25 protein-coding genes are annotated in these 26,715 nt (G+C 73.6%); 13 read left to right on the forward strand and 12 right to left on the reverse strand.

What is annotated here, in order from left to right:
- Nucleotides 1-154 precede the first annotated feature (154 nt).
- From O7542_RS26660 to O7542_RS26695, 8 genes are all read right to left on the reverse strand, one after another.
- On the reverse strand, nucleotides 155-1,198 hold the full coding sequence (locus O7542_RS26660) for a glycosyl hydrolase (RefSeq protein ID WP_043327759.1): 1,044 nt from the start codon (nucleotides 1,196-1,198) through the stop codon (nucleotides 155-157).
- Between the two features lie 141 nt (nucleotides 1,199-1,339).
- Nucleotides 1,340-2,272, reverse strand: coding sequence for a sulfotransferase (locus O7542_RS26665; protein ID WP_281605369.1), 933 nt, complete (start codon nucleotides 2,270-2,272; stop codon nucleotides 1,340-1,342).
- Between the two features lie 28 nt (nucleotides 2,273-2,300).
- Nucleotides 2,301-3,914, reverse strand: a complete 1,614-nt coding sequence (locus O7542_RS26670; RefSeq protein WP_281605370.1) for an oligosaccharide flippase family protein — start codon at nucleotides 3,912-3,914, stop codon at nucleotides 2,301-2,303.
- Nucleotides 3,881-4,744: a sulfotransferase gene (locus O7542_RS26675; RefSeq protein ID WP_043327762.1), complete on the reverse strand. Its 864-nt coding sequence runs from the start codon at nucleotides 4,742-4,744 to the stop codon at nucleotides 3,881-3,883. Before O7542_RS26675 ends, O7542_RS26670 begins: the two co-directional genes overlap by 34 nt.
- 17 nt (nucleotides 4,745-4,761) lie before the next feature.
- Complete coding sequence (locus O7542_RS26680) at nucleotides 4,762-5,967, reverse strand: hypothetical protein (RefSeq protein ID WP_281605371.1); 1,206 nt, start codon at nucleotides 5,965-5,967, stop codon at nucleotides 4,762-4,764.
- The gene (locus O7542_RS26685; protein ID WP_069089222.1) at nucleotides 5,967-7,448 is read right to left on the reverse strand and encodes an O-antigen ligase family protein; all 1,482 of its coding nucleotides are present in this window, start codon (nucleotides 7,446-7,448) and stop codon (nucleotides 5,967-5,969) included. Before O7542_RS26685 ends, O7542_RS26680 begins: the two co-directional genes overlap by 1 nt.
- A complete protein-coding gene (locus tag O7542_RS26690) occupies nucleotides 7,445-8,452 on the reverse strand; it encodes a DUF3048 domain-containing protein (RefSeq protein ID WP_281605372.1) in 1,008 nt (335 codons plus the stop codon). The genes O7542_RS26685 and O7542_RS26690 overlap by 4 nt, the downstream gene beginning before the upstream one ends.
- A complete protein-coding gene (locus tag O7542_RS26695) occupies nucleotides 8,449-10,272 on the reverse strand; it encodes a Wzz/FepE/Etk N-terminal domain-containing protein (RefSeq protein ID WP_281605373.1) in 1,824 nt (607 codons plus the stop codon). The genes O7542_RS26690 and O7542_RS26695 overlap by 4 nt, the downstream gene beginning before the upstream one ends.
- A gap of 498 nt (nucleotides 10,273-10,770) precedes the next feature.
- Here O7542_RS26695 and O7542_RS26700 point away from each other — a divergent pair, with 498 nt between their 5' ends.
- The 4 genes from O7542_RS26700 to O7542_RS26715 are packed head-to-tail and all read left to right on the forward strand — an operon-like array spanning nucleotide 10,771 to nucleotide 13,731.
- Complete coding sequence (locus O7542_RS26700) at nucleotides 10,771-11,247, forward strand: UDP-N-acetylglucosamine--LPS N-acetylglucosamine transferase (protein WP_187694348.1); 477 nt, start codon at nucleotides 10,771-10,773, stop codon at nucleotides 11,245-11,247.
- On the forward strand, nucleotides 11,247-11,825 hold the full coding sequence (locus tag O7542_RS26705; protein ID WP_043327766.1) for a glycosyltransferase: 579 nt from the start codon (nucleotides 11,247-11,249) through the stop codon (nucleotides 11,823-11,825). The genes O7542_RS26700 and O7542_RS26705 overlap by 1 nt, the downstream gene beginning before the upstream one ends.
- Entirely contained in the window at nucleotides 11,822-12,820 is a 999-nt protein-coding gene (locus O7542_RS26710; protein WP_043327767.1) for a sulfotransferase, read from the forward strand. Before O7542_RS26705 ends, O7542_RS26710 begins: the two co-directional genes overlap by 4 nt.
- Nucleotides 12,817-13,731 (forward strand): glycosyltransferase family 2 protein, encoded by a 915-nt coding sequence (locus O7542_RS26715; RefSeq protein ID WP_013289266.1) that lies wholly within the window; start codon nucleotides 12,817-12,819, stop codon nucleotides 13,729-13,731. Before O7542_RS26710 ends, O7542_RS26715 begins: the two co-directional genes overlap by 4 nt.
- Nucleotides 13,732-13,791: 60 nt before the next feature.
- On the opposite strand, the gene O7542_RS26720 is transcribed toward O7542_RS26715, so the two are convergent.
- Nucleotides 13,792-15,288 carry a hypothetical protein gene (locus O7542_RS26720; protein WP_064448111.1) on the reverse strand — a complete coding sequence of 499 codons (1,497 nt, stop codon included), beginning with the start codon at nucleotides 15,286-15,288 and terminating at the stop codon, nucleotides 13,792-13,794.
- Between the two features lie 100 nt (nucleotides 15,289-15,388).
- Nucleotides 15,389-16,267: a 3'(2'),5'-bisphosphate nucleotidase CysQ gene (locus O7542_RS26725; RefSeq protein WP_043327770.1), complete on the reverse strand. Its 879-nt coding sequence runs from the start codon at nucleotides 16,265-16,267 to the stop codon at nucleotides 15,389-15,391.
- 199 nt (nucleotides 16,268-16,466) lie between these two features.
- Between O7542_RS26725 and O7542_RS26730 the strand changes: the two genes are divergently transcribed.
- The gene (locus O7542_RS26730) at nucleotides 16,467-17,561 is read left to right on the forward strand and encodes a PLP-dependent aminotransferase family protein (protein WP_030499384.1); all 1,095 of its coding nucleotides are present in this window, start codon (nucleotides 16,467-16,469) and stop codon (nucleotides 17,559-17,561) included.
- A gap of 323 nt (nucleotides 17,562-17,884) precedes the next feature.
- Nucleotides 17,885-19,036 carry a magnesium/cobalt transporter CorA gene (corA, locus tag O7542_RS26735; RefSeq protein ID WP_043327771.1) on the forward strand — a complete coding sequence of 384 codons (1,152 nt, stop codon included), beginning with the start codon at nucleotides 17,885-17,887 and terminating at the stop codon, nucleotides 19,034-19,036.
- 72 nt (nucleotides 19,037-19,108) lie between these two features.
- Here the strand turns inward: corA and O7542_RS26740 are convergent, their stop codons facing one another.
- A complete protein-coding gene (locus O7542_RS26740) occupies nucleotides 19,109-19,948 on the reverse strand; it encodes a hypothetical protein (protein ID WP_174535724.1) in 840 nt (279 codons plus the stop codon).
- A gap of 84 nt (nucleotides 19,949-20,032) precedes the next feature.
- On the opposite strand from O7542_RS26740, the gene O7542_RS26745 reads away from it, so the two are divergent.
- Together O7542_RS26745 and O7542_RS26750 are read left to right on the forward strand one after the other, a co-directional pair.
- Entirely contained in the window at nucleotides 20,033-20,563 is a 531-nt protein-coding gene (locus O7542_RS26745; RefSeq protein ID WP_030499381.1) for a peptidylprolyl isomerase, read from the forward strand.
- Nucleotides 20,564-20,588: 25 nt separating this feature from the next.
- Nucleotides 20,589-21,530 carry a rhomboid family intramembrane serine protease gene (locus O7542_RS26750; protein WP_064448112.1) on the forward strand — a complete coding sequence of 314 codons (942 nt, stop codon included), beginning with the start codon at nucleotides 20,589-20,591 and terminating at the stop codon, nucleotides 21,528-21,530.
- Nucleotides 21,531-21,533: 3 nt separating this feature from the next.
- Here O7542_RS26750 and O7542_RS26755 read toward each other — a convergent pair whose 3' ends face one another.
- Nucleotides 21,534-21,968: a PH domain-containing protein gene (locus tag O7542_RS26755; RefSeq protein WP_210869376.1), complete on the reverse strand. Its 435-nt coding sequence runs from the start codon at nucleotides 21,966-21,968 to the stop codon at nucleotides 21,534-21,536.
- Between the two features lie 99 nt (nucleotides 21,969-22,067).
- On the opposite strand from O7542_RS26755, the gene O7542_RS26760 reads away from it, so the two are divergent.
- The 5 genes from O7542_RS26760 (at nucleotide 22,068) to O7542_RS26780 (ending at nucleotide 26,656) form a co-directional block, all read left to right on the forward strand.
- Entirely contained in the window at nucleotides 22,068-23,240 is a 1,173-nt protein-coding gene (locus O7542_RS26760) for an acetyl-CoA C-acyltransferase (RefSeq protein WP_113974523.1), read from the forward strand.
- A gap of 108 nt (nucleotides 23,241-23,348) precedes the next feature.
- Nucleotides 23,349-23,861 (forward strand): hypothetical protein, encoded by a 513-nt coding sequence (locus O7542_RS26765; protein ID WP_064448114.1) that lies wholly within the window; start codon nucleotides 23,349-23,351, stop codon nucleotides 23,859-23,861.
- 68 nt (nucleotides 23,862-23,929) lie between these two features.
- On the forward strand, nucleotides 23,930-24,613 hold the full coding sequence (locus O7542_RS26770) for a response regulator transcription factor (RefSeq protein WP_064448115.1): 684 nt from the start codon (nucleotides 23,930-23,932) through the stop codon (nucleotides 24,611-24,613).
- Nucleotides 24,606-26,012 (forward strand): HAMP domain-containing sensor histidine kinase, encoded by a 1,407-nt coding sequence (locus O7542_RS26775; RefSeq protein WP_064448116.1) that lies wholly within the window; start codon nucleotides 24,606-24,608, stop codon nucleotides 26,010-26,012. The genes O7542_RS26770 and O7542_RS26775 overlap by 8 nt, the downstream gene beginning before the upstream one ends.
- Nucleotides 26,013-26,071: 59 nt before the next feature.
- Nucleotides 26,072-26,656, forward strand: coding sequence for a hypothetical protein (locus O7542_RS26780; RefSeq protein WP_209963714.1), 585 nt, complete (start codon nucleotides 26,072-26,074; stop codon nucleotides 26,654-26,656).
- The last annotated feature ends 59 nt before the right edge of the window (nucleotides 26,657-26,715 follow it).

Consider the following 26,715-nt stretch of genomic DNA (forward strand, 5'->3'; position numbering starts at 1 on the left):
GATCGTGGCCGGTGCCGACTTGAGGCGGGGCGTCACTCGACCGACCGCAGACGTGAGAGCAATACCTTCTCGCATTCGCCGGTCGCGCGTCCACCCGGGATCGGCCTTTTTGGCCGAGGAAACGGCCCGGGTCGCACGAAAAGACGAGCGACTATCACTCGCCGGACACGGAGGGTGTCCCTGAGGGGACGCTCAGGTCGGGCATCGGCGGCTGGAAGTACGGATCCGTCGCCATCTCCCGGAAGACCTTCTCGCTTTCCGGGTCGTCGCCGAACGTGCTGTCGTAAATCGGCTTCTGCGTCTGCTTCGCCGCGAAGTAGACCGCCGCCTTGATCTGCGGGTGCTTCTTCAGGTACGGCCCGACCTCGCGCATCCAGTCGGCGCGCTGGCCCGGACGCCCGTCCTGGGTCAGGCCGAACTCGCCGATGACGACAGGCCGCGGGTGCTTCTTGGCGAACGCCATGAAGTGGTCCATGCGGTTGGAGAAGCTGTTCCACTCCGGGCTGGGATAGACGTCGGCGCAGAGCCAGTCGACCTGGTCGTCGCCGGGGTAGTAGGCGGCGGCCCGGCGCTGCGGCTCGGCGAAGCCGTCCGCGTGCGGGCACCACACCCAGGCCGCGTTGGTGACGCCCATCTCCGTGAAGATGCCGCGGACATGCTTCCACGCGGCGACGTAGTCCTCCGGCGAGTGCATGCTCGCGGCCAGGTTCGGCCGGTCCATCTCCCACCGGTAGCGCAGCAGCACCGGAACGCCGAACTCCTTGACGTCGCGCGCGCGTTCCCGGATCAGCGTGTCGTAGATGCCGCTGACCGTGGAGCGGGTGTCGGTGCCCTGCCAGGAGATCATCTGGAGCCTGCCCCGGGCCTGGAACGCCCGCTCGCTGGCGCCCGGGAACGGCTCGTTCCACTCGTGGAACATGTGCGCGATGGCGAGCGTGCCGCCGGCGGCCCGGTTGAACTCGTCGAACGCGGCGGCCCGCCCGGTGGCGGTGTGGTACTGCGGCTTGACCCAGGTGCCGAGCCAGGCGCCCTGCTCCGGCGGCTCCGGCCCGCGGCCGGTGGTGCGGACCGGCGCGGTCCGCGGCGTCACGGTCGGTGGAGGCGGCGCCGCCGTGGTCCCCTCGTCGGACCGTTCGGAGCCGATCTCACAGGCCGTCACGGCCGGTGCCAGCAAGGCCAGGCCCAGCACGGCAGCCATCGTCAGTCGTAACCGTCGTACCACCGCAACCTCTCCCCAGGACGGTCGCCGGCCACGGTGGGGCCCTGACGGATCCGCGTGAGCGGAGAGGCACGCCGGGCCGGGCGGGCGACCCCTGGCACTCTACCCGGGGAGGAGCGCTCAGGCGGGGTAGCCGAGCTCGGTCAGCAGCGGTCCGGCCTGCGCCAGCACATCGGCCAGATCCTTTTCGGTCAGTCGCTGCCGCCAGCGCCCCACCGAGCCCGGCCGGGCCTTGGCGAAGCGGGCGTGCAACGCCGCCCGGCCGGCCGAGTCGCGTACCTCCAGGAAGTCGGCGACCACCTCGGCGGCCTCCGCCGGCCGGGTGACGACGTCCTCGTAGCGCAGGTGCCGCACTCGGTCCGCGGGCAGCTCGGCGAGCTGGGTGAGCGCGCTGCTGGTGAAGCGCCGCCACATCCAGGCCGACCGGCCCAGGTCGGAGACCTGCGTGAACTCGTCGCGCCGCTCCGGCTCCACCCAGAACCGCGGCGCGGCGCCCCAGGGCGTACCGCCCCGGCCGCTGCGACCGGTGCCGGTGGACGCGGCGTTCAGCCAGGGCTGCTCGGCGTGCGACACCGCCACGTCCCGGCCGTCCCGGTAGACGTGCAGGAAGACCGCGTCCGGGAAGACCTCGGTCAGGAACGGCACGATGAAGCAGTTCTCCGGGTCCTTCTCGGCGAAGCGCAGTCCACCGTGGCCGGACGCGGCGAGCAGCGCGCCGTAGTAGCCCCGGAAGTAGCGGGCCGCCCGCTGCGGCGTCCAGCTTCCCTCGTAGACACAGCGGGCGACCGCCTTGGTCAGGCGCGGCTCGAAGTGGTACGACACGTCCGGCAGCGCGCCGACGCAACTGCCCAGGAACGTGGTGCCGGAACGCGGGGCCCCCAGGATGAAGATCGGGCGCTCCACCTTCAGCGTGAGGCGGCGGTTGCCCGCCTCCACCGGCCGTTCCAGCTCGCGGCGTTCCTTGCGGTCCGCCAGCAGGCCGACTGCGGCGAGCTTCGCGGCCTTCACGGTGGACAGCCCGGAGTGCGGGGCGAGGGGGGAGTCGCTGGTCATCGAAGGTCCCATCGGTGCGCAGGATCGGTCAGGACTGGGCGGCCGGGTCCGACCCGGCGCGGTTGCGGCCGCGGCGAAGGGACCGCAGCGCGTCGAGGTTCAGCGTGCGCCGCCAGCGCCAGACACCCGCCGCGTACGCGGCCAGGCCGACGGCGCTCACCAGCGCGAGCACCGGCGGCGTGGCGTCGAGCAGGCTCGCCGCGCCCAGCGGCAGGCCCAGCGCCACGACGGCGAGCGCCATCGCGGTACGGGTGCCGGCGCCGAACGGGTGCAGCCGCATCGACCACCAGAGCTGGGTCAGCGGCACCAGGTTGGTGACCAGGATCGAGATGGTCCAGGCCAGGGCCGCGCCGAGGATGCCGAACCGCGGGATGAGCAGCAGGTTGCCGACCACGTTGAGCACGGTGCCGGTCATCGCGTTGTAGAACGTCCACGCGGTGCGCCCGGCCATGTTGAGCACCATGTCGACCATGCCGCAGCCGGTGGCCAGCAGCATGGTCAGCGCCAGCAGCACCACGACCCGGCGGCCGTCGGCGTAACCGGCGCCGAAGAGCGCCAGCATCGGCGTGGCGAAGGCCGCGAAGATCAGGTACGCGGGCCAGGAGAGGATCACCAGCCAGCCGGTGGCGACCTGGTAGAGCTGGCCCGCCTCGGCCCGGTCGTTGCGGGCGAACGCGGCGGCCAGCCGGTGCTGCACCGAGCTGGACAGCGCGACGCTGGAGAGCTGGCCCAGCGCCAGGAACCGGGTCGCCGCCGTGTAGATGGCCGCCTCGGCCGGCCCGCGCAGCGCGCTGAGCAGCACGATGTCCAGCCGCTGCACCACGATCGCGGCCAGGCTGCTGACCGCACGTGGCCCGGTGAAGCGCCAGAACGGCCCGGCCAGCTCACGCGCCGGCACCGGCCGGGTCACCTGCCGGCCGGCCCGGCCGACGAGCCGGCTCAGCCAGAACAGCGCGACCACCGCGGCGAGCAGGTACGGGACCACCCAGGCCAACGGCAGCGCCACGGTGGCGGACAGGCCGAGCCAGGCGGCCACCGCCACGGCCAGGAACTGCACCAGCGTGCGGCCGAGCCGCTCCACTGTCAGCAGCGGGCGCATCTGGCCGAAGCCCCGGCAGGCGGCGAGCGCGTAGTCGTTGAGCGCGGCCAGCGGCACGAACGCCAGCAGGATGCGCAGCGCGGTCACCGCCTCCGGCCCGGCCTCCGGCATGGTGGCCCGGGCCAGCGCCGGCGCGGCCAGCCAGCCGGCGAGGCCGAGCAGCGCGCCGACCGCGAGCACCGGCAGCAACCCGACCAGGATCGTGCCCCGGATCTGGTCGCGGCGGTCCAGCGTGCGCTGACGGCTGACGAAGTAGACGGTGCCGACGTCGGTGCCGAGCCGGGCCGCCGACGCGGCGATCATAAACGCGCTGGTGGCCGCGAAGAACATGCCGGCCTCGCGGACGGGCCAGCCCCGGGCGATGACGATGTTGAGCCCGAACCCGGCCACCGCGGCCAGGCCGACACCGACCAGGTTCGCGAAGCCCTGCCGGGCCGCGCCGCCGAGCCCCGCGCCCGGCCCGGGCGGCGGTGCGGTGAGCGTCGGGGTGCCGCCGGCGTCCGGCCGGGTCACCGCCGCCACGACGGCACGCGTCCCCACCACGCCGCCAGCCGCTCGTCGTACGGGGCGAAGTGGTCCTCCAGCCGGGCCCGCAGCTCCGCCGACATGGGCGAACGGGACCGCGAGTTGTGCTTGCCGAACGCGATGTCCGCCCAGCGGGGCAGCCCGAGGAAGTCGCAGACCGCGTCGAAGGACGGGCGCGGGTCGGCGAAGAAGTCGTCGCTGTCGATGACGTGCATCCGCTCCCGCCCGACGAGCGCCTCCAGCCGCTCCAGCTGCTCGATGTAGCGGCCCCGGGCCAGGTACGCGTTGTGCTGCAGGTGCTCGCTCGCGTACGCGGCCGAGCGGATCATCCGCTCCCGCTCGCCCGCGGTCCGCTGCTCCTCCAGCGCCAGCGCCCGCTCGAAGTCAGACTCGGTCTCGTAGCCCCGCGCCAGCTCGTGCGAGTGCGCCGAGTACGCCCGCTCCACCGGGTCACGCAGCAGCACCAGCAGCTTCACCGAGGGCAGGTCCTTGGCGATGCGCTGCCCGGCCAGCGGGTGGAACATGTAGTACGGGCTGGACTCGCCGGTGATCCCGCGTACCCCGATCTGGGCCTTGACCGCCTCGGCCTTGGCCGTGGTGGGGAAGTGCCCGAGGTACCAGTTCATCCCCCGGTGGTAGTCCATGTCGAAGTAGTGCACGCCCTTGTGGTACGCGGGCGGCAGCACGCCGGGGTGCTGCGAGAGCGTCTTGAAGAGCGAGGTGGTGCCGCAGCGCTGCGCCCCCACGATCAGGAATCCCGGCACCATCCGTGAGCCGGCGGTCAACCGACCGACAGTCCGGCTCACCGACTTCACCGCGCGGAGCGCCTGCTCCCTGGCCACCGTCACGTCCCCACTCCTCACTCTCACCGGGCCCGGCGGGCCAGGTGTTCCTCCACGGCGGGCAGCAGCCAGGTGTCGACGTGCCCCAGTCGCGCACCCGCCTCCGCCTGCCGGTCGCGCAGGTAGCGCGCAGCCAGCTCCACCAGGTAGAGCACGGCGACCAGATCGGCGCCCCCACCGGTCTGGTCGAACGGTGCCAGGGTTGCCCCGGCGCCGGCGATCAGCGCACGCGCGGCCTCGACCGGTTCCACCCCGTCGTGGCTCATCGCGCCCTGCACCGCCAGGTGCAGCGCGTCGTACCCGGCCGGCACGTCCGCCTCGAACCGCTCCCAGTCCCAGACCAGCACCCGGCCGTCGGCGAGCACCGCGCTGTTGCCGCCGTTCCAGTCGCCGTGCCACGCGCCGAAGGCGACCACCGGGTCGGCGTCCGCGACGGACTTCAGCACCGCGCGCAGCCGCCCGGCCTCCGGCCGGGGCCCGAGCGCGTCCACCGCGGCGGTGAGCCGGGCCGCGTGCCCGCTGGCCGCCCACGACTCCCGGCGTACGCCGAGACAGCCGGCGACCGCCACCATGGCCGCGCGTTCGGCCGCCTGCGCGGCGGCCGGGGCGGCCCGGGGCAGCCGCACCGGCAGCGCCTCCTGCACGAGCAGCGCGTGCCCGTGCCAGTCGCCGTGGTGGCGTACCCCGGCCAGGACCACCGGGCCGAGCGGCATCTCGGCGAGGCGGCGCAGCGCGTCCGCCTCCGCGTGCACGAGCGCGCGGGTCAGCGGGTCGACGCCGAGTTTCGCGTACCCGAGGGCCCGGCCGTCCGGGGCGAGCAGTTGCAGCACCGGCTTGCGGTTCGCGCGGGCCGGCCCGATGTGCAGGCTGACCAGCGCCGGCTCACCCAGCACCTCGGCCAGGTGCGCGTCCAGCCCGCCGCCGTCGACGACCAGCCGGTCGCGGAAGACGAGCGGCCCGAGACCGAGCCGGAACGCGGTGGCGAGGCCCTGCCGGACCAGCTTGGCCTTGCGGCCGACGGCCTCGGTGGAGTGCCGGACCGCGCTCGCCGCCGCCCGGCCGGAGCCGGTGGGCACGAGCAGCCGGGGGCGGGCCGCCGAGGGCACCACCACCCAGCCGGCGCCGCCGCGGCGCAGGCTGGGCTCGGCCGGCGCGGGCCAGATCAGCCCGGCCAGTTCACCGAGGTACGCGGCACGGCCGTCGCCGTCCGGGGGTACGCGGAACACCATCAGCGGTCACCGGTCGCTTCCAGCCGGGCCCGTAGCCCGGCGATCGTGCCCTGCGGTGGCGCGGGCGCGAGCGACCGGCGGATCCGGTCGTTGCGGGCCAGCAGGGCGACAGTGATCAGGGCGTAGGCGAGGGTTGCTTCCATCGCACCGTAGGTGAACTGGAAGAAGAGCATGAGGATGAGCACGAGCGTGCCGGCGATCCCGATGGCGCTGTGGTCGCGCCGGTAGCGCCAGATGCAGTAGATGAAGAACGCGTTGTAGCAGATCGCGCCGACCCAGCCCTGCCCGACGAGCAGCGCCCAGACCTGGCCGTTGCTGCCCAGCTCCCGGTTGCCGCACTGCTTGCAGTCCTCGGACTTGCCGATGGCGATCGACCGGTTGCTGCCGATCAGCGCCCGGTTGCCGCCGTAGCCGAGGATCGGCGACTGGTTGGCCGCCCGGACCGCGCCCTGCGACAGGGTGGTGCGGATGTCGTCGCTGTGCCCGTTCTGCAGGCGTTCGTCGAAGGTGCGGCCGAGCGGGGTCGCGACGATCAGCACGCCGATCAGTCCGACCGCCAGGGCGAGCCCGCCGAGCACCACCATCCGGCCGCGCAGCGCGAGCCGCAGCGCCACGTACGCGGCGGCGATGCCGAGGCCGATCCAGAGTCCGCGGTTGAGGGAGTAGACGATCGGGAAGATCGCCGCCAGCGCGATGGCCACGCCGGCGGTACGGCGCAGCGGCTTGCCCAGCACCACCCAGCCGACGATCAGCCAGACCAGCAGGATCGCGGTGTTCTGGCCCCACGAGTTCGTGTAGGTGAACGGCGCGGACGGGCGGGGCGAGCTGGCCTCCCCCTCGATCACCTGCTGCACCTGGGCGAACTTGATCTCCATGAGCGAGGTGACGTACGGGTGGCCGGCGATCGACTGCGGCAGCACGAACCGCAGCGGCGCGACGAACCTGAGGTTCGGGAAGAGCGAGCCGATCCAGCCGCCGAGCACCACGACCACGCCCATGAACCCGAACAGTCGCACCATCCGGCGCTGGGACAGCTCCCGTTCGCGCAGGTTGTAGACGTAGAGCATGGTCACTGTCATCGCGACGTAGTTGGCGAGCCGGATGCCCCAGCCGATGTACTTGCCGCTGCCGCCGGGCGGCAGCGTGTTCGGCGCGGTGAGGTCGAGGGTGAGCACGGACAGGAACACCCAGAGCAGCAGGACCATCCAGATCCCGAAGCCGGGCGGCACCCGGACCGGGCCGCGTTTGCGCATCTGCGCCACCATCGGCACCGCGAAGATGACGAACACGAAGCTCGACACGCCGAGCACCCACCACAGCGGGTACAGCAGGAAGACCGCGATCAGCGGCCATGCCGTCGGCAGCCGCCACGACCAGCCCTCCGGCCGTACCCGCACCGGGCGGAGGCGGTTCCCGCCGGGTGACACCGCGGCGAGCGGAACCGACCCGCGCGCGGTACGAGGCGGGGTGGCGGTGCTCATTTCACGGAGACCTTGGCGGTGGTCGGCGCGTAGATGACCCACGCGTTGCCGGGCTGGGGGCGCAGGAGGTCGCCGCCGGTGTCGGCGAGCGTGCAGACCAGAGGCAGGCCGGGCTTGCGCCACCGGCCCTTGGCGCTGTTCGGCCCGGACACGGCGAGCACCGCGCCCTCACCGAAGACGTTCGCCGAGGGCAGCGAGCGCGGGGACGGGTTGCGTACGTCGAGCGTGCGGTACTCCATCGTCAGCACGATGACGGATGCGGCGGTCACGGTGACCTTGCCGATCCTGCCGGCCCAGACGGACTTCGCCTGGTCGTACCGCCAGACCATCGGTGGACCGCCGGAGACGGTGACGGTGAGTTCGGTGGCGGGTGCCAGGTCGCGGGTGGCGAGCGCCTCGCCGTCGGTGGTGTGGTCGATCGGCGCAGGGGGCGGCTGGCCCCCCTTCGGGGCGGCCTTGAGCAGCGCGGCGGTCGACGTGTAGCCGCCGGAGAAGACCTTGCTGTCGTCGTCGGGCGTGACGCCGTCGAGGTCGGAGTTCTCGAACTGGGTGAGGAAGCCGGTGGGGCCGCCGTTGTAGCCGACGAACGGGCGCAGCACAGTGAGCGACCGGATGTCGACCGGCCGGATCTCGGTGACCGGGCCGATCTTGGCGGCGTCCTTGGAGTGAAACACCGCGGTCAGGTGCAGCGTGTCCGCCTCGGCGAACTCGGCGTAGACCAGGTCGGCGGCGTCCAGGCCGGCCGGTGTGGTCGCGGGGCTCACCCGCAGCGGCACCGCGACCGCCTGGCGGGTCGCCGCGGCCGGGGTGCTGACCGGAGCCCCGGTCAGCGGGCCCTTGGGCAGGGTCGGCGAAGCGCTGGCCGCGGACGGCGAGGCGGTGACGTCGCCCGGGTCCACCACCTGGACCTTGCCCGGCTTGGGCTCGGGCTCGCTGCACCCGGTCCCGACGCCGAGGACGACGGCGGGGGCGATGGCGGCGCGGAGCATCTGCCGACGGTTCACCCCAGGTCCTCGCCGGAGTCGAGGGCGTAGCTGCGGCCGTCGCCGTCACCCCGGGAGCGGTACGTGCCGCCGGTGCCGTTGAGCGGCACCGGCTTGCCCGGGGCGGCGGGCGGGGTGGCCTTGCCGGGCATCTGCGGCGCCGGAGCGGCCGGCTTCGCCGGGGCGGGCCGGGACGACTGCATGCGCGGCAGCACCATGGTCGACTCGGCGGACGGGCCGGGGCTGGGGCGGGGCTTGGGCCGGTTGGCCGGGGCAGCCGGGGCGCTCGACGCGTTCGACCCGCCGGACGTCGCCGGGCGGGTGGCGCCGGCGGGCGGTTCGGGCAGGCGCGGAGCCAGCACGGCGCCGATCACCGGCGCGTTCACCTGCTCGAACTGCTGGAGCGCGGCGGTGATCTCACCGCTGCGGGTCTTGCCCGCCTCGGCCACCATGATCACCGCGTCGACGTACCGGCCCAGGGCCTGGGCCTCCACGGCGAACGTGGGCTGCGGGGTCTCGATGATCACGTGGTCGAAGCGCGCGGACAGCTCGTGCAGGATCTCCAGCAGACCGGCGACCGGCAGTTCGACCTCGGCGTCCAGGTCGCCCGGCACCAGCACCCGGAGCTGGCCGAGCCCCGGCACCGGCGCGAGCGCCTTGAGCGGGGGCACGTCGCGGCGCAGCACCGAGGCGAGGCTGTGCCGCCCCTCGGCGACGCCGGTGATCGCGCCCACCGCCGAGTCGGGCTTGGTGGTGATCAGCGCGACCTGCTGGCCGGTGCGGGCGTACGAGGCGGCGAGGTTGGCGGCGACGAACCCGGCGGCGGTGCCGGCCGAGGCGTCACAGAGCAGCAGTTGGCGCCCGCGCCCGCCCTGCGCCGCTTCGGGCACCGCGGAGAGCAGCACGTTGCGCAGCCGGCCCAGCTCGCGGGAGGCCCGGTGGGTGGCCGGCAGGACTGCGAGCGACGGCGCGCGCGACGGCAGTTCCACCAGCAGCGGCAGGCCGACCCGGTCGGAGATGTCGCGTCCGCGGCGGATCCGGGTGTCCAGCCGGTCCAGCACCAGCGCCAGCACGATGCCGAGCAGCAGACCCGCGCCCATGCCGCTGGCGAGGTTGAGCGTGCGGTTCGGCGAGCTGGGCCGCTCCGGCAGCCGGGCGTCGGAGATGATCTCGCCGGGATCGGAGCCGGCCGCGCTCAGCGGGTTGAGCCGGTTGTACAGGTTGCTGATCTGGTTGGTGACGAGCTGGCGGTCGGATTCGGCCCGCTCCCGCTCGGGCGAGTTGGACGGCGCCGCCGAGATCCGTCCGGCGATCGCGCTCAACTGCTTCTGCAGATCGGCGATCTGCTGCTTGAGCGTGTTCGTCTCGTTCTCCAGCGACTTCTGCGCGGTGGCCTTGCGCAGGTCGAGGTAGGCCTGGGCGAACGCGTGCGAGCCCGACTGGGCGCCCTCGGGGCTGTTCGCCTCGTACGCCACCTGGAGGATCTGGCTGTTCGGCGGGACCTTGACGGTCACCGACTTGACGAGCTGGTCGGCCCCGGTGTCGACCTTCATCAGCGCCTTGGCCCGCTCCGCCACCACGAGCGAGCGGACCACCTGCGCCTCGGTGTCGAGGTTGACCTTGGCGTTGGGGTTGTTCTCCGCGCCCGAGCCGAGCGGGCGCACCAGCAGTGACGTGGTCGAGGTGTAGCGCGCCTCCTGGACCTGGCTCAGCGCCAGCCCTCCGCCCAGGCCGAGGACCGCGGCGAGCAGCAGGATCCACCAACGGCGGCGCAGCCAGCCCAGGTAGGCCATCAGGGCAAGACCGTCGGCGTCGCTCTCGGCCAAATGGGGTGAGGGCATCAGAGTCTGTCGCTCCCTTTCGACCGAGCCGGGCAGTCCACGGCACAGCTGGACCTGACCGTGGCCTTGAGTGTCCCCGATCCGAACGACGAGGGAAAGTCTGCTCACGTTCCGGTAAGCCTGCCCGGGTGTGGGCAGCCCGCGTAGAAATGGCCGATCGGCGCTGACCATTCGGCGGGTTTCCCGGTGCCGGGCCCGACTTGCCCCCGGTAAGCCGGCGTCGTCGCCGGCTCTCGCGCGGAGCGGTGACGGAATCCTGACACATCTCACTTCGTCCGGGTGTCCCGGCCCGTGGTCCGGGCGCGGCCGGGCTGACCTGCCCGACGGCCGGTCGACGCGCATCCCGTTGACGGGAATCGCGAGGTGAGCCGACCGGCGAGCCAGGATCCGTCCAATGGCCCCTTCAGTTGCCCACGGGCCCGCCAGTAGGTTGTCAGGACGCGTCCGAGGGGCATTCACAAAAATCCGGACGCGTCATCCGCGTACGGGAGGACGTTTGTGGTGAGCGGGTCAACCGAGGACTCGGGACAGGTCCTGCTGGTGGGTTCCAGTGGCGGGCACCTGGCCCAGCTCCTGGCCCTGGAACCGTGGTACCGGGATCGGCGCCGCGCATGGGTAACCTTCGACACCCCGGACGCGCGCTCGCTGCTCGCCGGCGAGGACGTGGTCTGGGCGCACCACCCCACCACACGCAACGTCAAGAACCTGGTACGCAACGCGTTCCTCGCGCTGAAGGTCATCCGCCGGCGCCAGGTCGACGCGGTCGTCACCACCGGCGCCGGGGTCGCCCTGCCGTTCGTGGTGGCGGCCCGCATGAGCAAGATCCCCACGGTCTACATCGAGGTGTACGACCGGATCGACAGCGCGACGCTCACCGCCCGGCTCTGCCGTCCCTTCCTCTCCGCGATGCTCGTGCAGTGGGAGGAGCAGCGCCGGATGTACCCGGAGGCGACCGTCGTGGGGAACCTCCTCTGATGGCGCACATTCCCCAGCAGCGGGACCGGCGGTCCAGGCCGTTCGTGCTGGTCGTGGTCGGCACCGACGTGCACCGCTTCGACCGGCTGGTCGGCTGGCTGGAACGCTGGCACGCGGCCCGGCCCGAGGTCCGGCTGGTCCTCCAGTACGGCCACAGCCGCACCCCGGCCCTGCCCGAGGCCACCCCGTTCCTCGGCCACGAGGAACTCCAGCAGGCGATGGCGGAGTCCACGCTCGTGGTGAGCCACGGCGGCCCGGCCACCATCACCGAGGCCCGGCGCACCGGCCACCTGCCGATCGTGGTGCCCCGCGACCCGGCCCACGACGAGCACGTCGACAACCACCAGCAGCTGTTCTCCCGCCGCCTGGGCGCGGCCGGCATGGTGCGGCTGTGCGAGTCCGAGGCCGAGCTGGTCGCCGCGCTGGACGAGGGCCTGGCCGACCCGAGCCGGTTCGTCCTGGCCGCCGACCCGGGCCGTCCGGACCCGCGCGCCGAGGCGGTCGCCCGGGTCGGCGCGGTGATCGACGGCCTGGTCGCCGGCCGGGTACGCCAGCGGACCGCCGGGCGGCGCGGATGAGCGGCCCGGACCCGGCTGCGCCGCGGGTCCTCTTCGTCGGCGGCCTCGGCCGCAGCGGCTCCACGCTGCTGGAGCTGCTGCTCGCGCAGAGCGCCGACGTGTGCGCCGTCGGTGAGGTCGTGCACCTGTGGGAGCGGGCGCTCGGGGCCGACGAGCGGTGCGGCTGCGGCGAGCGGTTCACCGGCTGCCCGTTCTGGCGGCAGGTCGGCGACCAGGCGTTCGGCGGCTGGGACGCGGTCGACCGGGACGACGTGCTGGCGCTCAAGGACCGGGTCGACCGGACCCGGCACATCCCCCGGCTCGCCAAGGAGGCGCTCCCGCCGGAGCAGCTCGCCGACGTGCGCCGCTACGCCGACCTGTACACCCGGATCTACCGGGCCGCGCTCGCGGTGACCGGCGCCCGGGTCGTGGTGGACTCCAGCAAGCACGCCTCGCTCGCGTTCGCGCTGCGCTGGGCCGAAGGGCTCGACCTGCGGGTCCTGCACCTGGTCCGGGACAGCCGGGCGGTGGCGTACTCGTGGGGCAAGCAGGTGCGCCGCCCCGAGGTGGTCGACGGCGAGGACTTCATGCCGACCTTCTCGCCGTTCGAGGTGAGCAAGCTGTGGACCGCGCAGAACGCGGCGTTCCACCTGCTCGCCTCCCGGGCCAAGGTGCTGCGGCTGCGGTACGAGGACTTCACCGCCGACCCGGCCGGCACCGTAAGCCGGGTGCGGGACTTCGCCGGCCTGCCGGACGACCCGGCCGCGCTGCGGATCCTCTCGGCGGACGCGGCCGACGCGGCGAGCGAGCCGGCCGCGCCGTTCCGCGCGCACAGCGTCGCCGGCAACCCGTTGCGGTTCAGCGGCGGGCCGTTGACAGTGCGCCGCGACGAGGCATGGCGCGACCGCCTGCCGCGACGCAGCCGTGCCGTGGTCAGCCTGGCCACGCTTCCCCTGCGGGTCCGTTACGGCTATCTGGGCCAGCGGGGATCCGACGAGTCCGTGGAGAGAGCATGAGTGGGCCGAGCATCTCGGTGGTCGTACCGACGCGGGACCGTCCGGAGCTGCTGCGCGCGGCGCTCGACGCGATCCTCAGCCAGGCGCACCCGGGCCTGATCGAGGCGATCGTGGTCTACGACCAGTCCGAGCCGGACCGGTCGCTGGAGACCGACCGGGGTGACCGGCGGATCCGGGTGATCACCAACACCCGTACCGCCGGGCTGGCCGGGGCGCGCAACACCGGCATCGAGGCGGCCACCGGCGACTGGGTGGCGTTCTGCGACGACGACGACGAGTGGCTGCCCGGCAAGCTCGCCGCCCAGTTCGGGGCGCTCGACGCGCACCCGGACGGCGCGCTGGTGAGCTGCGGCATCCGGGTCAGCTACGACGACCGTACGGTGGACCGATCGCTGGACCGCGCCCGGATCTCGCTGGAGGCGCTGCTGCGCGACCGGCTCACCGAGCTGCACCCGTCCACGTTCCTGATCCGCCGGGCCGCGCTGCTCGACGCGATCGGCCTGGTCGACGAGCAGATCCCGGGCAGCTACGCGGAGGACTACGAGTTCCTGCTCCGCGCCGCCCGGTACGCGCCGCTGGTGAACGTGGAGAGCCCGTACGTGCTGGTCCGCTGGCACAAGCGGTCCTACTTCGCACAGCGCTGGGAGACCATCTCGACCGCGTTGCAGTGGCTGCTGCGCCGCTACCCGGAGTTCGCCACCGTGCCGCACGGCGAGGCTCGGGTGGCCGGTCAGATCGCGTTCGCGCAGGCCGCCATGGGTAACCGGCGGGACGCGGTCCGCTGGGCGCGGCGCACGCTGGCCCGCAACCCGAAGGAGCCGCGCGCCTACCTGGCGCTGGCGGTGGCGAGCCGGGCGGTGCAGGCCGACCGGGTGCTGCGCACGCTGCACAAGCGCGGCCGGGGCATCTGACGCGTACGCGGAACGGGCGGACGACCTCGGTCGCCCGCCCGTTCTCGTCCGGTCATCAGGTCAGGCCGTGCAGAAGGACTTCCACGCCTGGATGCTCGGCTGGTCGAGCAGCCGGAAGTCGCCCTGGCTGACGGTCTGGTTGTAGTACGCGACGAATTCCGGCCGCTGGCCGTTGAGGAAGTTCGTCATCGACCGGATCCAGGCCGCCCGGCCGGTGCCCGGGTCACCCGGCACCAGGTCGCTGCCGGTCTCCGCGACGCCCCACGGCTTGCCCAGCGCCTTCGACTTGCTGATCATCGGGCCGTAGATCTCCTGCGGCGGGGCGTACCGCTTCCACTTCTTGCCCCAGTTGTAGCAGTCCCAGCCGAGTGTCTCGATCACGTCGGAGCCGGGGTAGAACGCGTCGAAGCTGCGCCCGGACTTCGGGTCGAGCGTCCAGCACATCAGGATCAGCGTGTTGATCAGCTTGGGGTTGTTCGCCCGGGCGGCCAGCCCGGCCACCCGCTTCCACGCGGTCCGGTACGCCTCGGTGGTGAAGGCGCCGCGCTCGACGTCGTCCTCCGGCTCGTGGAAGTACGACCAGTAGACGTTGTGCTCGCGCGGGATCGAGGCGAACCAGGAGGTCAGGCGGGAGTCGAACTTGCCGGTGTTGATCTCCTGCGGCGCCGCCTTGAAGGACACCACAACGGTCCGGTCCACCACGTCGGCCCGGCTGCCGGACCAGGCCGGCGGCAGGCCGGGGAAGAAGATCCGGGCCATCCGCAGCTTGCCGAACGTCCGGTCGGAGCGGGCCAGCGCCTGACCGAAGGTCTCCCCGTTCTGCACGCCGATCGAGGCGCCGGGCAGCGTCAGCCGCGTACCGCCGAAGGCCGGGCCCGCGTTCTCGGAGGCCGACGGGCGGGCCGAGGGTTTGCCACCTAGGCCCTGGTCGGCGCTCGGGGACGCACCCGGCGTAGCCGGCGCGCCCGGGCCCATCGAGGTCGCCGGGCCGACCGATCCGGGCGCCTCGCCTGCTTGCGGGTTCGCGGAGTCGGGCCGCAGCGCGGCCACCGCGACCCCGCCGCCGGCCACTGCCAGCGCCAGCGCCGCCGCGACCGCCACGCGCCAGCGTCGCCGGGCGCCGCCGGGCGGCGGAGTTGTCCCCGGTGCGAGCGGCGGAGCGGGCGGGCGGCCCGGCCCGCCGGTGGCCGGATCGTGCGGGGCGTCCACCGGAGGCGGCCCGGTCAGGGTGGCGGTCGCCGCCGCGCCCGCACCCCGTACCGCGTCGCCCGCCGGACCCGGCCCGGCCCAGCCGGCGTCGTCGTGCGGCGCCCAGCCGGGGTCACCGTGGACCGTCGGCTCGTCCTGCGGCCAGGCGGCGTCCCGGTGGCCGGCGTCCGGCCGTTCCGGCCACGGCAGGTCACCGCCGCCGGTCCGGGCCGGTGGCGGCGGAGACGAGGTGACCTCGGCCTCCGGCCAGGGCAGCGACGGGCCGCCTGCCTGGCGTGGAATGTCCTGACCCGGCCACAGGCCGGTCGGCTGCCCGAAGGCGTTGTGCGGCTCTCGATCGGCCGGCATGACCCTCCCTGGCTGTCGGCGGCCCGTGTCCGGGCTCAGATCGCCACGCATACCTGCCCGACGATAACCCTCATTCACCTGGCCGTATGTACCGTGACACTCAGCCGAACGCCTGACCGGGGGTGTCGGTGACGGTCGAAGCGGGCATCTCGACCCCGGTCCGCGCGATCGCGTCGAGCAACTGGTCGGCCAGCTCCGGCCGGCAGACCAGCAGGTCGGGCAGGCGCGGGTCGGCGCGGTTGTAGCGCAGCGGCGAACCGTCGATCCGGGACGCGTGCATGCCCGCGCCGAGCGCCACCGCGACCGGGGCGGCACTGTCCCACTCGTACTGGCCGCCCGCGTGGACGTACGCGTCGACCTCGCCGGTCACCACGGCGCAGACCTTCACACCGGCCGAGCCCATCGGTACGGCGGTCGCACCGAGCATCTCGACCAGCTCGCCCACGAACGCGGGCGGGCGGCTGCGGCTCACCGCGATCCGGATCGGCCCGTCGGTCGGCTTCGGCGGCGGGCAGGTGGTGCCGAGCACGAGCGGCGTACCGTCCACCGTGGTCCGCGCCGGCATGCCGACGGCACCGGCGACCAGGGCGCCGTCGGGCGCGGCGGAGCGCTGCCAGAGCGCCACGTGCACCGCCCAGTCGTCCCGCCCCTCCTCGGAGAACTCACGGGTGCCGTCCAGCGGGTCGATGATCCAGACCCGGTCCGCCTCGTGCCGGGGCGCGCGCTCGCCGTCCGCCCATGCGCGGCGGGCGTCGGCCTCCTCTTCGGAGAGCACCGCGTCGGCCGGCCGCAGGCGGGCCAGGGCCGCCGTCATCAGCTCGTGCGACGCGCGGTCGCCGGCGTCCTTGAGCGCCTTCGGGTCGGCGAAGCCCTGCCGGTCCCGCAGCGCGGTGAGCGCCTTGCCGGCCTCGGTCGCCAGCCACTGCGCGAACCGCTGGTCGTCGAGCCGTCCCGCCTCGTCCTCGGTCACGAGCCTCATCCCTTGTTCTCCCGGGTCTGCCGCGACCCGTCATCCTTCGGCGTCCGGTCGGACCGGCGCCAGCGTCCGTCGGATCGTAGACAGTCGCGAGGTGCCCTCGGATCCCCCGGACGCACCCGGTGCCCCGCCCGGCCGCCCGCATGTTGAACTTCGCGTGTATGGCGGTCGGACCCGCCGGGCCAGGCCCTAGGCTCTGCGCATGACCGCCGAGCAGCTGATCTCGTTCGCCCGTGGCGCGCCTTCGCTGGACATCGTCGATGTCGAAGGGCTCAAGGCCGCCGCTGTCCGCGCCTTCGACGCCGACCCCGCCGGGGTCACCGCGTACGGCACCTCCGTCGGCTACCCGCCCCTGCGGAAGTGGATCGCCGAGAAGCACGGCGTCGAGGCCGATCAGGTGCTGATCACCAACGGCTCGCTGCAGGCCGACGCGTTCCTCTTCGACCACCTGGTCCGCCGGGGCGACGCGGTGGTGGTCGAGCGCCCGACGTACGACCGCACGCTGCTCAACCTCCAGCAGATGGGCGGCGAGGTGCACGGCGTGACGATCCAGCCGGACGGCCTGGACACCGCCGAGCTGCGCAAGCTGCTGGAGTCCGGGGTACGGCCGCGACTGGCGCACGTGATCCCCAACTACCAGAACCCGGCCGGCGTGACCCTCTCCCTGGAGAAGCGCCGTGAGCTGCTCGACCTGGCCGCCGAGTACGGGTTCACGATCTTCGAGGACGACCCGTACGCGGACATCCGGTTCCGGGGCGAGCCGCTGCCGTCGATGCTGTCGATGGACACCCGTGGCGTGGTGGTGCACGCGTCCAGCTTCACCAAGACGGTCTGCCCGGGGGTGCGGGTCGGCTACCTGGTCGGCCCGGCCGAGCTGATCGCGACGATCGCGAAGCGCGCCACCAACCTCTACATCTCGCCGGGCATGGTGGCCCAGGCGATCGTGCACCAGTTCTGCGTCTCCGGCGCGATCGAGGAGTCGATCCGGACGGTCCGTACGGCGCTCGGCGAGCGGTCGGCGGTACTGGCCGAGTCGCTGCGCCGGCACATCCCGGAGGCCCGGTTCGTGGAGCCGGACGGCGGCTACTTCCTCTGGGTCGAGCTGCCGGAGGACGTCGAGGTCGACCGGCTCGCGCCGGCCGCCGCCGAGCGTGGCGTGGCGGTGGTGAAGGGCAGCGACTTCATGGTCGACGGCGGCCGGCACGCGCTGCGGCTGGCGTACTCGGCGGTGACCGCGGACCGGATCGACGAGGGCGTCCGGCGTCTCGCGGAGGCGATGGCCGCCGTACGCGGCTGATTTTCTGTCGGGTTTCTGACAAAAAGGCCCCGCTGGCCGGTTCGGCACTCCCGCTGGACCGGCCAGCAGCCCACAATGCTGCGAGTGTCGTTCACCTTTCCGGTGGCCGGGCCGCTCCGGCCAGGGCCGACGGCACGCCCAGCATCACTCCCGCCCCCAAGGGGTGCCGGGTGGGCCGTGTCGCCCCTCACCCCCCTGACGCGGCCCGGCCCGCCCGGCGCCGGGGCGTGACGCCCGTCGCACCGCCCGTCCCGCTCCCGCGCTGCGCCTGCCGCCGGTCGGCGTAACCTGCAAGCCGCAGCTCTAGGGAGAGGGGGCGAGAGATGACGGACCGGGTGGCACGCGACCGAACCGCCGGCGCCGACGGCGGCAGCCGGGCACTGCGCCCCCGCGCCTGGGCGGCCCCGGTACGCGCGATGTCCCGCATCCTCAACGCCGACGGCTCCCCCCGTGCCGCCCAGCCGGCCGGCCCGGAGCGCAGCGGCATCGTCGACTGCGGGCTGTACGTCGACGGCGAGCGCCGCCCCGGCCGCCCCCAGTACGCCGAGGCCCTGGCCGCCGCCCGGCAGGAGCGGGACGGCTTCGTCTGGCTCGGCCTGCACGAGCCCGACCTGACCGAGATGACCGAGATCGCCGCCACCTTCGGCCTGCACGAGCTGGCGGTGGAGGACGCGGTGAAGGCCCAGCAGCGCCCGAAGCTGGAGCACTTCGGCGAGATCGTCTTCCTGGTGCTGCGGACCGCCCGCTACTGCGAGCACGCGGAGCTGACCGAGAACTCCGAGGTGGTGGAGACCGGCCAGGTGATGCTCTTCATCGGGCCGCACTTCGTGATCAGCGTGCGTCACGGCGACGCCTGCCGGCTGGCGCCGGTCCGCGCCGACCTGGAGGCGAAGCGGGACCTGCTGCGGCACGGCCCGTGGGCGGTCGCGTACGCGATCACCGACCGCGTGGTCGACCTCTACCTGGAGGTCGCCGACCGGCTGGAGGACGACCTCGACGTGCTGGAGGCGGACGTCTTCGACCGGCAGAGCAGCGGCCGGATCCAGCGGATCTACCAGATGAAGCGGGAGCTGGTCGAGTTCAAGCGGGCGGTGGCGCCGCTGCAGCGCCCGCTGATGACGCTCACCTCGCAGGTCAACCGCGCGGTGCCGCAGGAGGTCCGGCGCTACTTCCGGGACGTGCAGGACCACCTCAGCCGCACGGTCGAGCAGGTGAACTCCTACGACGACCTGCTGAACTCGATCCTCCAGGCCCGGCTGGCCCAGGTCACCGTCGACCAGAACAACGACATGCGCAAGATCGCCGCCTGGGCCGCGATCGGTGCGGTGTGGACGGCGATCGCCGGCATCTACGGCATGAACTTCGACAACATGCCCGAGCTGAAATGGACGTACGGCTATCCGGGCGTGTGGGCGCTGATGCTCGCGGCGTCCTTCACGCTGTACCGCCTGTTCCGCCGCAACGGCTGGCTGTAGCCGCCCCGTAAACGCGGAAGCGCCGGCCACGCGGGTCGCCCCGCGTGCCGGCGCTGATCCGACGGTACGAGGTCAGCGGCGACCGCCGGCCTTCGCGGCGTTCTTACCGGCCTGCACGGCCTTGGTGATGTCGTCGGCCGGACGGCCGGAGACGTCCCGGGCGCCCTCGGCGACGGCGGGGACCTGGTCGTTCGGGTGGATCACCGGCTGGCTGCCGGAGGTGGCGGTCGACGCGCTGCTGCCCTTGGCCACGGCCGAGGAGCCGGCGCCGGTCGGGCCGGCCTGCGTCACCTTCGCGCTCGCGTCCGGGGTCTCCACCACGATCGTGTCCACGTCCTCCCGCATCGGCTCCAGCTTGTCCCGGCCGGTCGCGCCGAGCGTGCCCGTCGTGCCGAGCGTGCCGGTCGGGTCGTACTCGGCCCACTCCTGCTGCTCGCGGCGGCGGCGCATGGCCATCGCCCCGGCCAGGCCGGCGACGGTGCCGGCCACCAGCAGGCCCGCGGTCATGCCACGCGACCTGCGCTGCTTCTTCTTTCCGGCCTTCATGCTCTTCGCCTTCTTCGTCATCGCGGACTGCTTCGCGGCCATCGCCTTACGGCCACCCTGCGCCTTACCGGCGGCCTCGACCCGGGCGTTGCGCACGGCCAGCAGCACCGGCGCGAGCGCCGCGGCGGTCGACGCGAACCCGCTGGACGCGCGGTCCCGGACCATGACCGCGGTCGGCGCGACGGCGCCCCGGGCTGCCTGGACCCGCGGGCCGACAGTGGCGCCGGCACCCTTCGCCGCGTGCGTGGCGGCTTGCCTCAGGTGACCGATGCCCTGGTTCAGCTCCACCTTGGCGAGCTGGCCCTGGGTCTTTCGCCGCCCGATTCCAAACACGGTCCCACCTCCTGGGAGTTGTTCCTTCGTCATCCTCCACCTTCGGATGCCTCCGCATGGCCAGATCGGGCACATGGGAGGATCCGCAAGGAACTGACCAACGAGTGAGGAGTACCCGTGGCCGAGGCTGTCTACGCCACCTTGCACACCAACGCCGGCCCGATCCGGCTGGAGCTCTTCCCGAACCACGCGCCGAAGACCGTCCGCAACTTCGTGGAGCTGGCCGAGGGCACCCGGGAGTACATCGACCCGCGTACCGGTCAGCCGGGCAGCGGGCCGTACTACGACGGCACCGTCTCGCACCGCGTGATCAGCGGTTTCATGATTCAGATGGGCGACCCGACCGGCACCGGACGCGGTGGCCCGGGCTACAAGTTCGGCGACGAGTTCCACCCCGAGCTGCGCTTCGACCGGCCGTACCTGCTGGCCATGGCGAACGCCGGGCCGGGCACCAACGGCTCGCAGTTCTTCATCACGGTGTCGCCCACGCCACACCTGAACAACCGGCACACCATCTTCGGCCAGGTCGCCGACGAGCAGTCCGCCAAGGTCGTCGACTCGATCGCCAACACCCCGACCGGCCCGAGCGACCGGCCGCTGCAGGACGTGGTGATCGAGCGGGTCGAGATCGAGCACAAGCAGGCCTGAGCGACACGCGGGTACCTTTGCTCGCATGACTGAGCGCTCCGGCCAGCCCGGCGACACCACCGGGGACCCGGTGCCGACCACTCCGGTCTGCTACCGGCACCCCGGCCGGGAGACGTACATCCGCTGCTCTCGATGCGACCGGCCGATCTGCACCGAGTGCATGCGGGACGCCTCCGTCGGCCACCAGTGCCCGGAGTGTGTCGCCGAGGGACGCCGCAGCGTGCGGCCGGCGCGTACCGCCTTCGGTGGCGGTGCCGCCGGCCGCCAGGGCAATGTCACGAAGGCGCTGATCGCGCTGAACGTGCTGATGATGCTGGTCTCCATCGCCTCGGCCCGCAGCGGCAACGCGGTGGCCGGCGGTGGCCTGGGCGGCCTGATGGGCAGCGGGACCCCGCTCACCGAATGGGGTTCGGTGCTCGGGCTGGCGCGCTTCCCCGACGGGCACATCGGCGGGGTGGCCGACGGCGAGTGGTACCGGCTGGTCACCGCCATGTTCCTGCACTACGGCGTGCTGCACCTGCTGCTGAACATGTGGGCGCTCTGGGTGCTCGGCCGGACGCTGGAGGCGGTGCTCGGGCCTCTGCGCTTCCTGGCGCTCTACCTGCTCGCCGGGCTGGGCGGCAACGTCGCGGCGTACGTGTTCACCGAGCCGAACCGCTTCACGGCCGGTGCCTCGACCGCCGTCTTCGGCCTCTTCGCCGCGATCTTCGTGATCATGCGGCGGCTCGGCCGGGACACCTCGGCGATCGTCCCGATCCTGGTGATCAACCTGATCTTCACGTTCACCGTGCCGAGCATCTCGGTGGCCGGGCACCTCGGCGGTCTGGCAGCCGGCGCGGTGGTGTCGCTGATCCTGGCGTACGCCCCCCGGTCACGCCGGACCGCATTCCAGGTGGCGGGCTGCGCGATCGTGCTGGTCGCGATGATCGGCCTGACCCTGGTCCGTACCGCCGCCCTGCTCGGCTGAGCCTCAGCCCGCGGCGGGGCGGGCCTCGTCCAGCGCCGCCGCCACCTCGTCCAGCGGCGCGTCCAGGTCGCGGCGGCCGAACAGGTGCAGCGACTCCCCGGCGTCGATCTCCAGCGTCTCGGCGGTGATTCCGCGCCGGGCGCGCCGCTCCAGGCGGATCGCCTCCACCGCGTCCCACGGCAGCCGGCGTCGTCCGGCGAACCCCCGCAGCACCGTCAGCCCATCCCTGTCGACGGCGAGGCGGACCGGCGCGACCAGGTCGCGCAGCGCCCAGAGGAGCAGGCCGGCCGCCGCCAGCCCGGCCAGCCCCGGGCGGACCGGGTCACCGCCGGCGAAGAGCAGCCCCAGGGCCAGCAGCGCGAGCGCGCCGAGCGCCTTGAGCACCGGCGCCTCCCGGGGCACCCGCCACTGCCGGACCGGTGGCGACTGTGGATCCATCCGACCAGCATGCCAGCCGTGCCGTCCGCACGCCGGGGGAGGACGGCCGGTCCGGTCAGCACGTACTATCGGGGCAAGCGAGGTTACCCGGGAGTAGACATGAGTGACGCGGTCATCGTCGGCGCGGTACGGACCCCGGTCGGGCGGCGCAAGGGCAGCCTCGCCGGAGTGCACCCGGTCGACCTCTCGGCGCACGTGCTGCGTGCGCTCGCCGAGCGCACCGGCATCGACCCCGGTCTGGTCGACGACGTGATCTGGGGCTGTGTGTCGCAGGTCGGCGAGCAGTCCTGGAACGTGGCCCGCAACGCGGTGCTGGCCGCCGGCTGGCCGGAGTCGGTCCCGGGCACCACGCTCGACCGTCAGTGCGGGTCGAGCCAGCAGGCGCTGCACTTCGCCGCCGCCACTGTTCTCTCCGGCCAGGCCGACCTGGTGGTGGCCGGTGGCGTCGAGTCGATGACCCGGGTGCCGATGGGGTCCAGCGTCGCCGGCGGGATGCCGTTCAGCGCGGCGATCCTGGAGCGCTACCGGGGTGTCGACGGCGTCGCGGCGGATTCTCCGCTGCCGTTCAACCAGGGCGTCGGGGCCGAGCTGATCGCCCAGCGGTGGCGCTTCTCGCGTACCCAGCTGGACGAGTTCGCGCTGGCCAGCCACGAGAAGGCGGCAGCCGCGCAGGACGCGGGCGCGTTCGAGGCCGAGCTGGCGCCGGTGGCGCTCGCCGACGGCGGCAAGTTCTCCGCCGACGAGGGCATCCGCCGTGACACCTCGCTGGCCAAGCTGGGCGAGCTGGCCACCCCGTTCCGCGCCGACGGCGTGGTCACCGCCGGGTCCGCGTCGCAGATCTCCGACGGCGCCGCCGCGCTCGCGGTCACCACCGCCGAGTGGGCCAGCCGGCACGGCCTGCGCCCGCTGGCCCGGGTGCACACCGCAGTGGTCGCCGCCGACGACCCGGTCACCATGCTCACCGCGCCCATCCCGGCCACCGCGAAGGCGCTGCGCCGCGCGGGGCTGGGCATCGAGGAGATCGGCGTGTACGAGGTGAACGAGGCGTTCGCCCCGGTGCCGCTGGCCTGGCTGGCCGAGACCGAGGCGGACCCGGAGCGGCTCAACCCCCGGGGCGGGGCGATCGCGCTCGGTCACCCGCTCGGCGGGTCCGGCGCGCGGATCATGACCACGATGCTCCAGCACATGCGGGACAACGGCATCCGCTACGGCCTGCAGACCATGTGCGAAGGCGGCGGCATGGCCAACGCCACCATCGTCGAGTTGCTCTGAGCCGACCGGCCGCCGGTGTCGCACCTCAGGTGCGACTTGCACGTGTGGAAGTTCCAGAAATCGGGCGTGACCCATATCACCCCTGGTCATCGCGTCGTTGGACCGGGCATGGACGTGTTCTCGCGAACGTTCCTTCCGGCCGCCGCCGAGACCGGCCTGGCGACCCAGACCGTCACCCGGCACATGCCGGTGTTCCGCCGGTGCGTCGGCTCCGGCGACGCCACCATCCTGGTCACCCGGTGCAGCCGCCCGGACGACCCGGTCGGCGGCGACTACCTGATGCTGCTCACCCACCGCCGCCTGGTGGTCACCCGGCAGACCCGGGTGCTGCACCGGCTGCGCCTGCACCTCAACACGGAGCTGCGCGAGCTGAGCAACGTGACGTGGAGCCCCGACCCCCGTGCGCACAGTGTGGAGCTGGCAGCGACCGCCATCGACGGGGCGCGGGAGCGTTTCGTCATCCGTACCCACCACCCGAAGCAGGTGTGGCAGCTCGACACGCTGCTCAACCACGCCTTCCGTACCCGGCTGCGGGCTCCGGCCGAGCGGGTCGTCGCCACGATCGGCGAGCCGCCGGCGAGCGCCCGGCCCACAGTGCTCCGGCCGGCGCCGGCCCGCTGACGCCTTCCTTACCGGATCCGAACATTTCCTGACCGGCCGGGCGGTCGACCGTCGGTCATCATGGGCCGGTGACCACCGCCGCCCCGCCCGGGCTCGTCCTCGTGGTGGAGGACGAGCCCGCCATCGCCGACCTGGTCCGGCTCTACCTGACCCGGGACGGGTTCGGCGTACACCTGGAACGTGACGGCGAGGCCGGGCTGGCCGCCGCGCGGCGGCTGCGCCCGGTGGCCTGCGTGCTCGACATCGCGCTGCCCGGCCTGGCCGGCACCGAGATCTGCCGTCGGCTGCGCGCGGCCGGCGACTGGACGCCGGTCATCTTCCTCACCGCCCGCGACGACGAGGTGGACCGCGTCGTCGGGCTGGAACTGGGCGCCGACGACTACGTCACCAAGCCGTTCAGCCCGCGCGAGCTGCTCGCCCGGCTGCGGGCGGTGCTGCGCCGCACGTCCGGCGTGTCCGCCGAGCAGCCCCGCACGCTCGGCGCCGTCACGCTCGACCCGGCCCGCCGCACGGTGACCGCCGCCGGTACGCCGGTGCAGCTCACCTCCACCGAGTTCGACCTGCTCGCGCACCTGATGGCCCGTCCGGGCCGGGTGTTCACCAGGGAGGAACTGCTGGCCGGCGTGTGGGGGTACGCGGCGCACGCCGGCACCCGGACCGTCGACGTGCACGTGGCGCAGGTCCGGGCCAAACTCGGCCCGGACAGCGTGATCCGCACCCACCGGGGCGTCGGGTACGCCGCCGATGCCTGAGCAGCCGCCCGGACCGATGCCGCGCCGCCCCGGGCGGACGCTCACCGCCCGCGCGGTAGTGGCCACCTGCGCGGTGGCGCTCGTGTCGGTGCTCGTCACCGCGCTGGTGGCGGTGCCCCTGGCGGTACGCGGCGCGGAGCGCCGGGACCAGGAGGCGCTGGCCGCCCAGGCCCGGCTCGCCGCCGACGTGCTCCGGGTGCGGGCGGTACGCCAGCGCGACGGCGCCGGGGACCGGCTCATCCGCCAACTGGGTCAGCAGCGGATCGAGGTGTACCTGATCCGGGACGGGCAGGCCGACCGGCCGGGCCTGCCCCGACCGCTCGTGACACGGGTGGCCGGCGGCGACAACGTCTCCGGCCGGCGGCTCGTCGACGGGGAACGCCGGCTGGTCGAGGCGCGGGCGCTGCCCGGCGGGGACGGGGTGGTGCTGACCCGCGCCCGCAGCGCCGCGCCCTGGCGGCAGGTGCTGCGCGGCCTCTGGCTGCCGCTGCTCGCCGGACTCGCCGCCGGGGCGGCCGCCGGACTGCTGCTCGCCCGCCGGCTGGCCCGGCCGATCCGTACCGCCGCCACCGCCGCCGCGCGGCTCCGGGCCGGGGACCGGACGGTCCGGGTGCCGGTCGAGCCGCCCGACGAGGTGGCCGACCTGGCGTACGCGCTCAACGGCCTCGCCGCCGCGCTGGCCACGAGCGAGGGTCGGCAGCGCGAGTTCCTGCTCTCCGTCTCGCACGAGTTGCGGACCCCGCTGACCGCGATCCGTGGCTACGCCGAGGCGCTGGCCGACGGGGTGATCGAGGCCGACGGGGTGCCGGAGACCGGCCGGACCGTGCTCGCCGAGGCCGAACACCTGGACCGGCTGGTCCGCGACCTGCTGGCGCTGGCCCGGTTGGAGGCGGTCGACTTCCCGCTGGAACCGGTGCCGGTCGACCTGACCCGGCTCGCCGCCGACGCGGAGCGCGCCTGGTCCGGCCGGTGCGCGGCGCTCGGGGTGCCGTTCCGGCTGGAGACGCCGGACGCGCCGGTGCCGGCGTACACCGATCCGGGCCGGATCCGGCAGGTGGTGGACGGGCTGCTGGAGAACGCGCTGCGGGTCGTACCGCCGGGGGCGCCGGTGGTGCTCGCGGTCCGGGCCGCCGGTCCGGCGGGCGGTGGGACGCTGGAGGTCCGGGACGGCGGACCCGGCCTCACCGACGACGACCTGGACGTGGCGTTCGAGCGGGGCGCGCTGCACCAGCGGTACCGGGGGGTGCGCAAGGTGGGCAGCGGTCTGGGCCTGGCGCTGGCCGCCGGGCTGGTCCGCCGGCTCGGCGGCGACATCACCGCCGGGCACGCCCCGGAGGGCGGGGCCGCCTTCACCGTCGTGGTGCCCCCGGATCCTTACCGGGCTCGAACATCGGCTTGACCGTTCCCTCGTGTCGGTGCGGAACGCTCGGGGTCGTCACCGCGAGGAAAGGACCACAGATGGCACGTCAGCGAATCGTCACCGGCGCCACCGCGCTGCTCGCCGCCGCCGCGCTCGGACTCGCCGGGTGCGGCGCGAGCCGGCCCGGCGCGGAACCCGACCGGGCGGTCGAGGTGAGCGCCGCCCTGGGCGTGGAGGGCCAGGCGCTCGCCGCGCTCGGCCTCGACGCCGGTGACCTGGACGTCGAACCGGTAGCCGCACCGGCGTCCACCGGTACGCCGCAGGCCGGGCCGGACGGCAAGGGCGAGCGGGCGGAGGGGAACAAGCGCCACCGGGCCCGGGTGCTGCTGCGGCGCAACACGCTGCACGGCGAGGCGGTGGTGCGGACCAGGGACGGCGGCACCAGGACGGTGGCGGTCCAGCGCGGCGAGGTGACCGCGATCGACGAACGGTCGATGACCGTGAAATCCACCGACGGTTTCACAGCGACCTGGACGTTCGGCGACAAACTGCGGGTGGTCGAGCGCCGGACCGCGATCCGATCGAACGACATCAAGATCGGCACGACTGTCGCGGTGGCCGGAGCGAAGGACGGCGGCGGGAACGTGGCCCGGCTCGTGGTGGTTCCGATTCGCCAGGAATAGGTGCCTGGGCTGTCGTGACGGAAGCAATGTGCCAGGCTACGCTATGCCCCGACCCGACA

It is taken from the genome of Micromonospora sp. WMMC264, from assembly GCF_027497275.1.
Taxonomy (GTDB): Bacteria; Actinomycetota; Actinomycetes; order Mycobacteriales; family Micromonosporaceae; genus Micromonospora; species Micromonospora chalcea.

Excerpts from the sequence above, each read along its gene's own strand:
- O7542_RS26660 (WP_043327759.1), bottom strand. The coding sequence starts at position 1,198 with ATGGCTGCCGTGCTGGGCCTGGCCTTGCTGGCACCGGCCGTGACGGCC.
- O7542_RS26665 (WP_281605369.1), bottom strand. The coding sequence starts at position 2,272 with ATGACCAGCGACTCCCCCCTCGCCCCGCACTCCGGGCTGTCCACCGTG.
- O7542_RS26680 (WP_281605371.1), bottom strand. The coding sequence starts at position 5,967 with ATGGTGTTCCGCGTACCCCCGGACGGCGACGGCCGTGCCGCGTACCTC.
- O7542_RS26685 (WP_069089222.1), bottom strand. The coding sequence starts at position 7,448 with ATGAGCACCGCCACCCCGCCTCGTACCGCGCGCGGGTCGGTTCCGCTC.
- O7542_RS26695 (WP_281605373.1), bottom strand. The coding sequence starts at position 10,272 with ATGCCCTCACCCCATTTGGCCGAGAGCGACGCCGACGGTCTTGCCCTG.
- O7542_RS26705 (WP_043327766.1), top strand. The coding sequence starts at position 11,247 with ATGGCGCACATTCCCCAGCAGCGGGACCGGCGGTCCAGGCCGTTCGTG.
- O7542_RS26710 (WP_043327767.1), top strand. The coding sequence starts at position 11,822 with ATGAGCGGCCCGGACCCGGCTGCGCCGCGGGTCCTCTTCGTCGGCGGC.
- O7542_RS26715 (WP_013289266.1), top strand. The coding sequence starts at position 12,817 with ATGAGTGGGCCGAGCATCTCGGTGGTCGTACCGACGCGGGACCGTCCG.
- O7542_RS26720 (WP_064448111.1), bottom strand. The coding sequence starts at position 15,288 with ATGCCGGCCGATCGAGAGCCGCACAACGCCTTCGGGCAGCCGACCGGC.
- O7542_RS26725 (WP_043327770.1), bottom strand. The coding sequence starts at position 16,267 with ATGAGGCTCGTGACCGAGGACGAGGCGGGACGGCTCGACGACCAGCGG.
- O7542_RS26730 (WP_030499384.1), top strand. The coding sequence starts at position 16,467 with ATGACCGCCGAGCAGCTGATCTCGTTCGCCCGTGGCGCGCCTTCGCTG.
- corA (WP_043327771.1), top strand. The coding sequence starts at position 17,885 with ATGACGGACCGGGTGGCACGCGACCGAACCGCCGGCGCCGACGGCGGC.
- O7542_RS26740 (WP_174535724.1), bottom strand. The coding sequence starts at position 19,948 with ATGACGAAGGAACAACTCCCAGGAGGTGGGACCGTGTTTGGAATCGGG.
- O7542_RS26750 (WP_064448112.1), top strand. The coding sequence starts at position 20,589 with ATGACTGAGCGCTCCGGCCAGCCCGGCGACACCACCGGGGACCCGGTG.
- O7542_RS26755 (WP_210869376.1), bottom strand. The coding sequence starts at position 21,968 with ATGGATCCACAGTCGCCACCGGTCCGGCAGTGGCGGGTGCCCCGGGAG.
- O7542_RS26760 (WP_113974523.1), top strand. The coding sequence starts at position 22,068 with ATGAGTGACGCGGTCATCGTCGGCGCGGTACGGACCCCGGTCGGGCGG.
- O7542_RS26765 (WP_064448114.1), top strand. The coding sequence starts at position 23,349 with ATGGACGTGTTCTCGCGAACGTTCCTTCCGGCCGCCGCCGAGACCGGC.
- O7542_RS26775 (WP_064448116.1), top strand. The coding sequence starts at position 24,606 with ATGCCTGAGCAGCCGCCCGGACCGATGCCGCGCCGCCCCGGGCGGACG.
- O7542_RS26780 (WP_209963714.1), top strand. The coding sequence starts at position 26,072 with ATGGCACGTCAGCGAATCGTCACCGGCGCCACCGCGCTGCTCGCCGCC.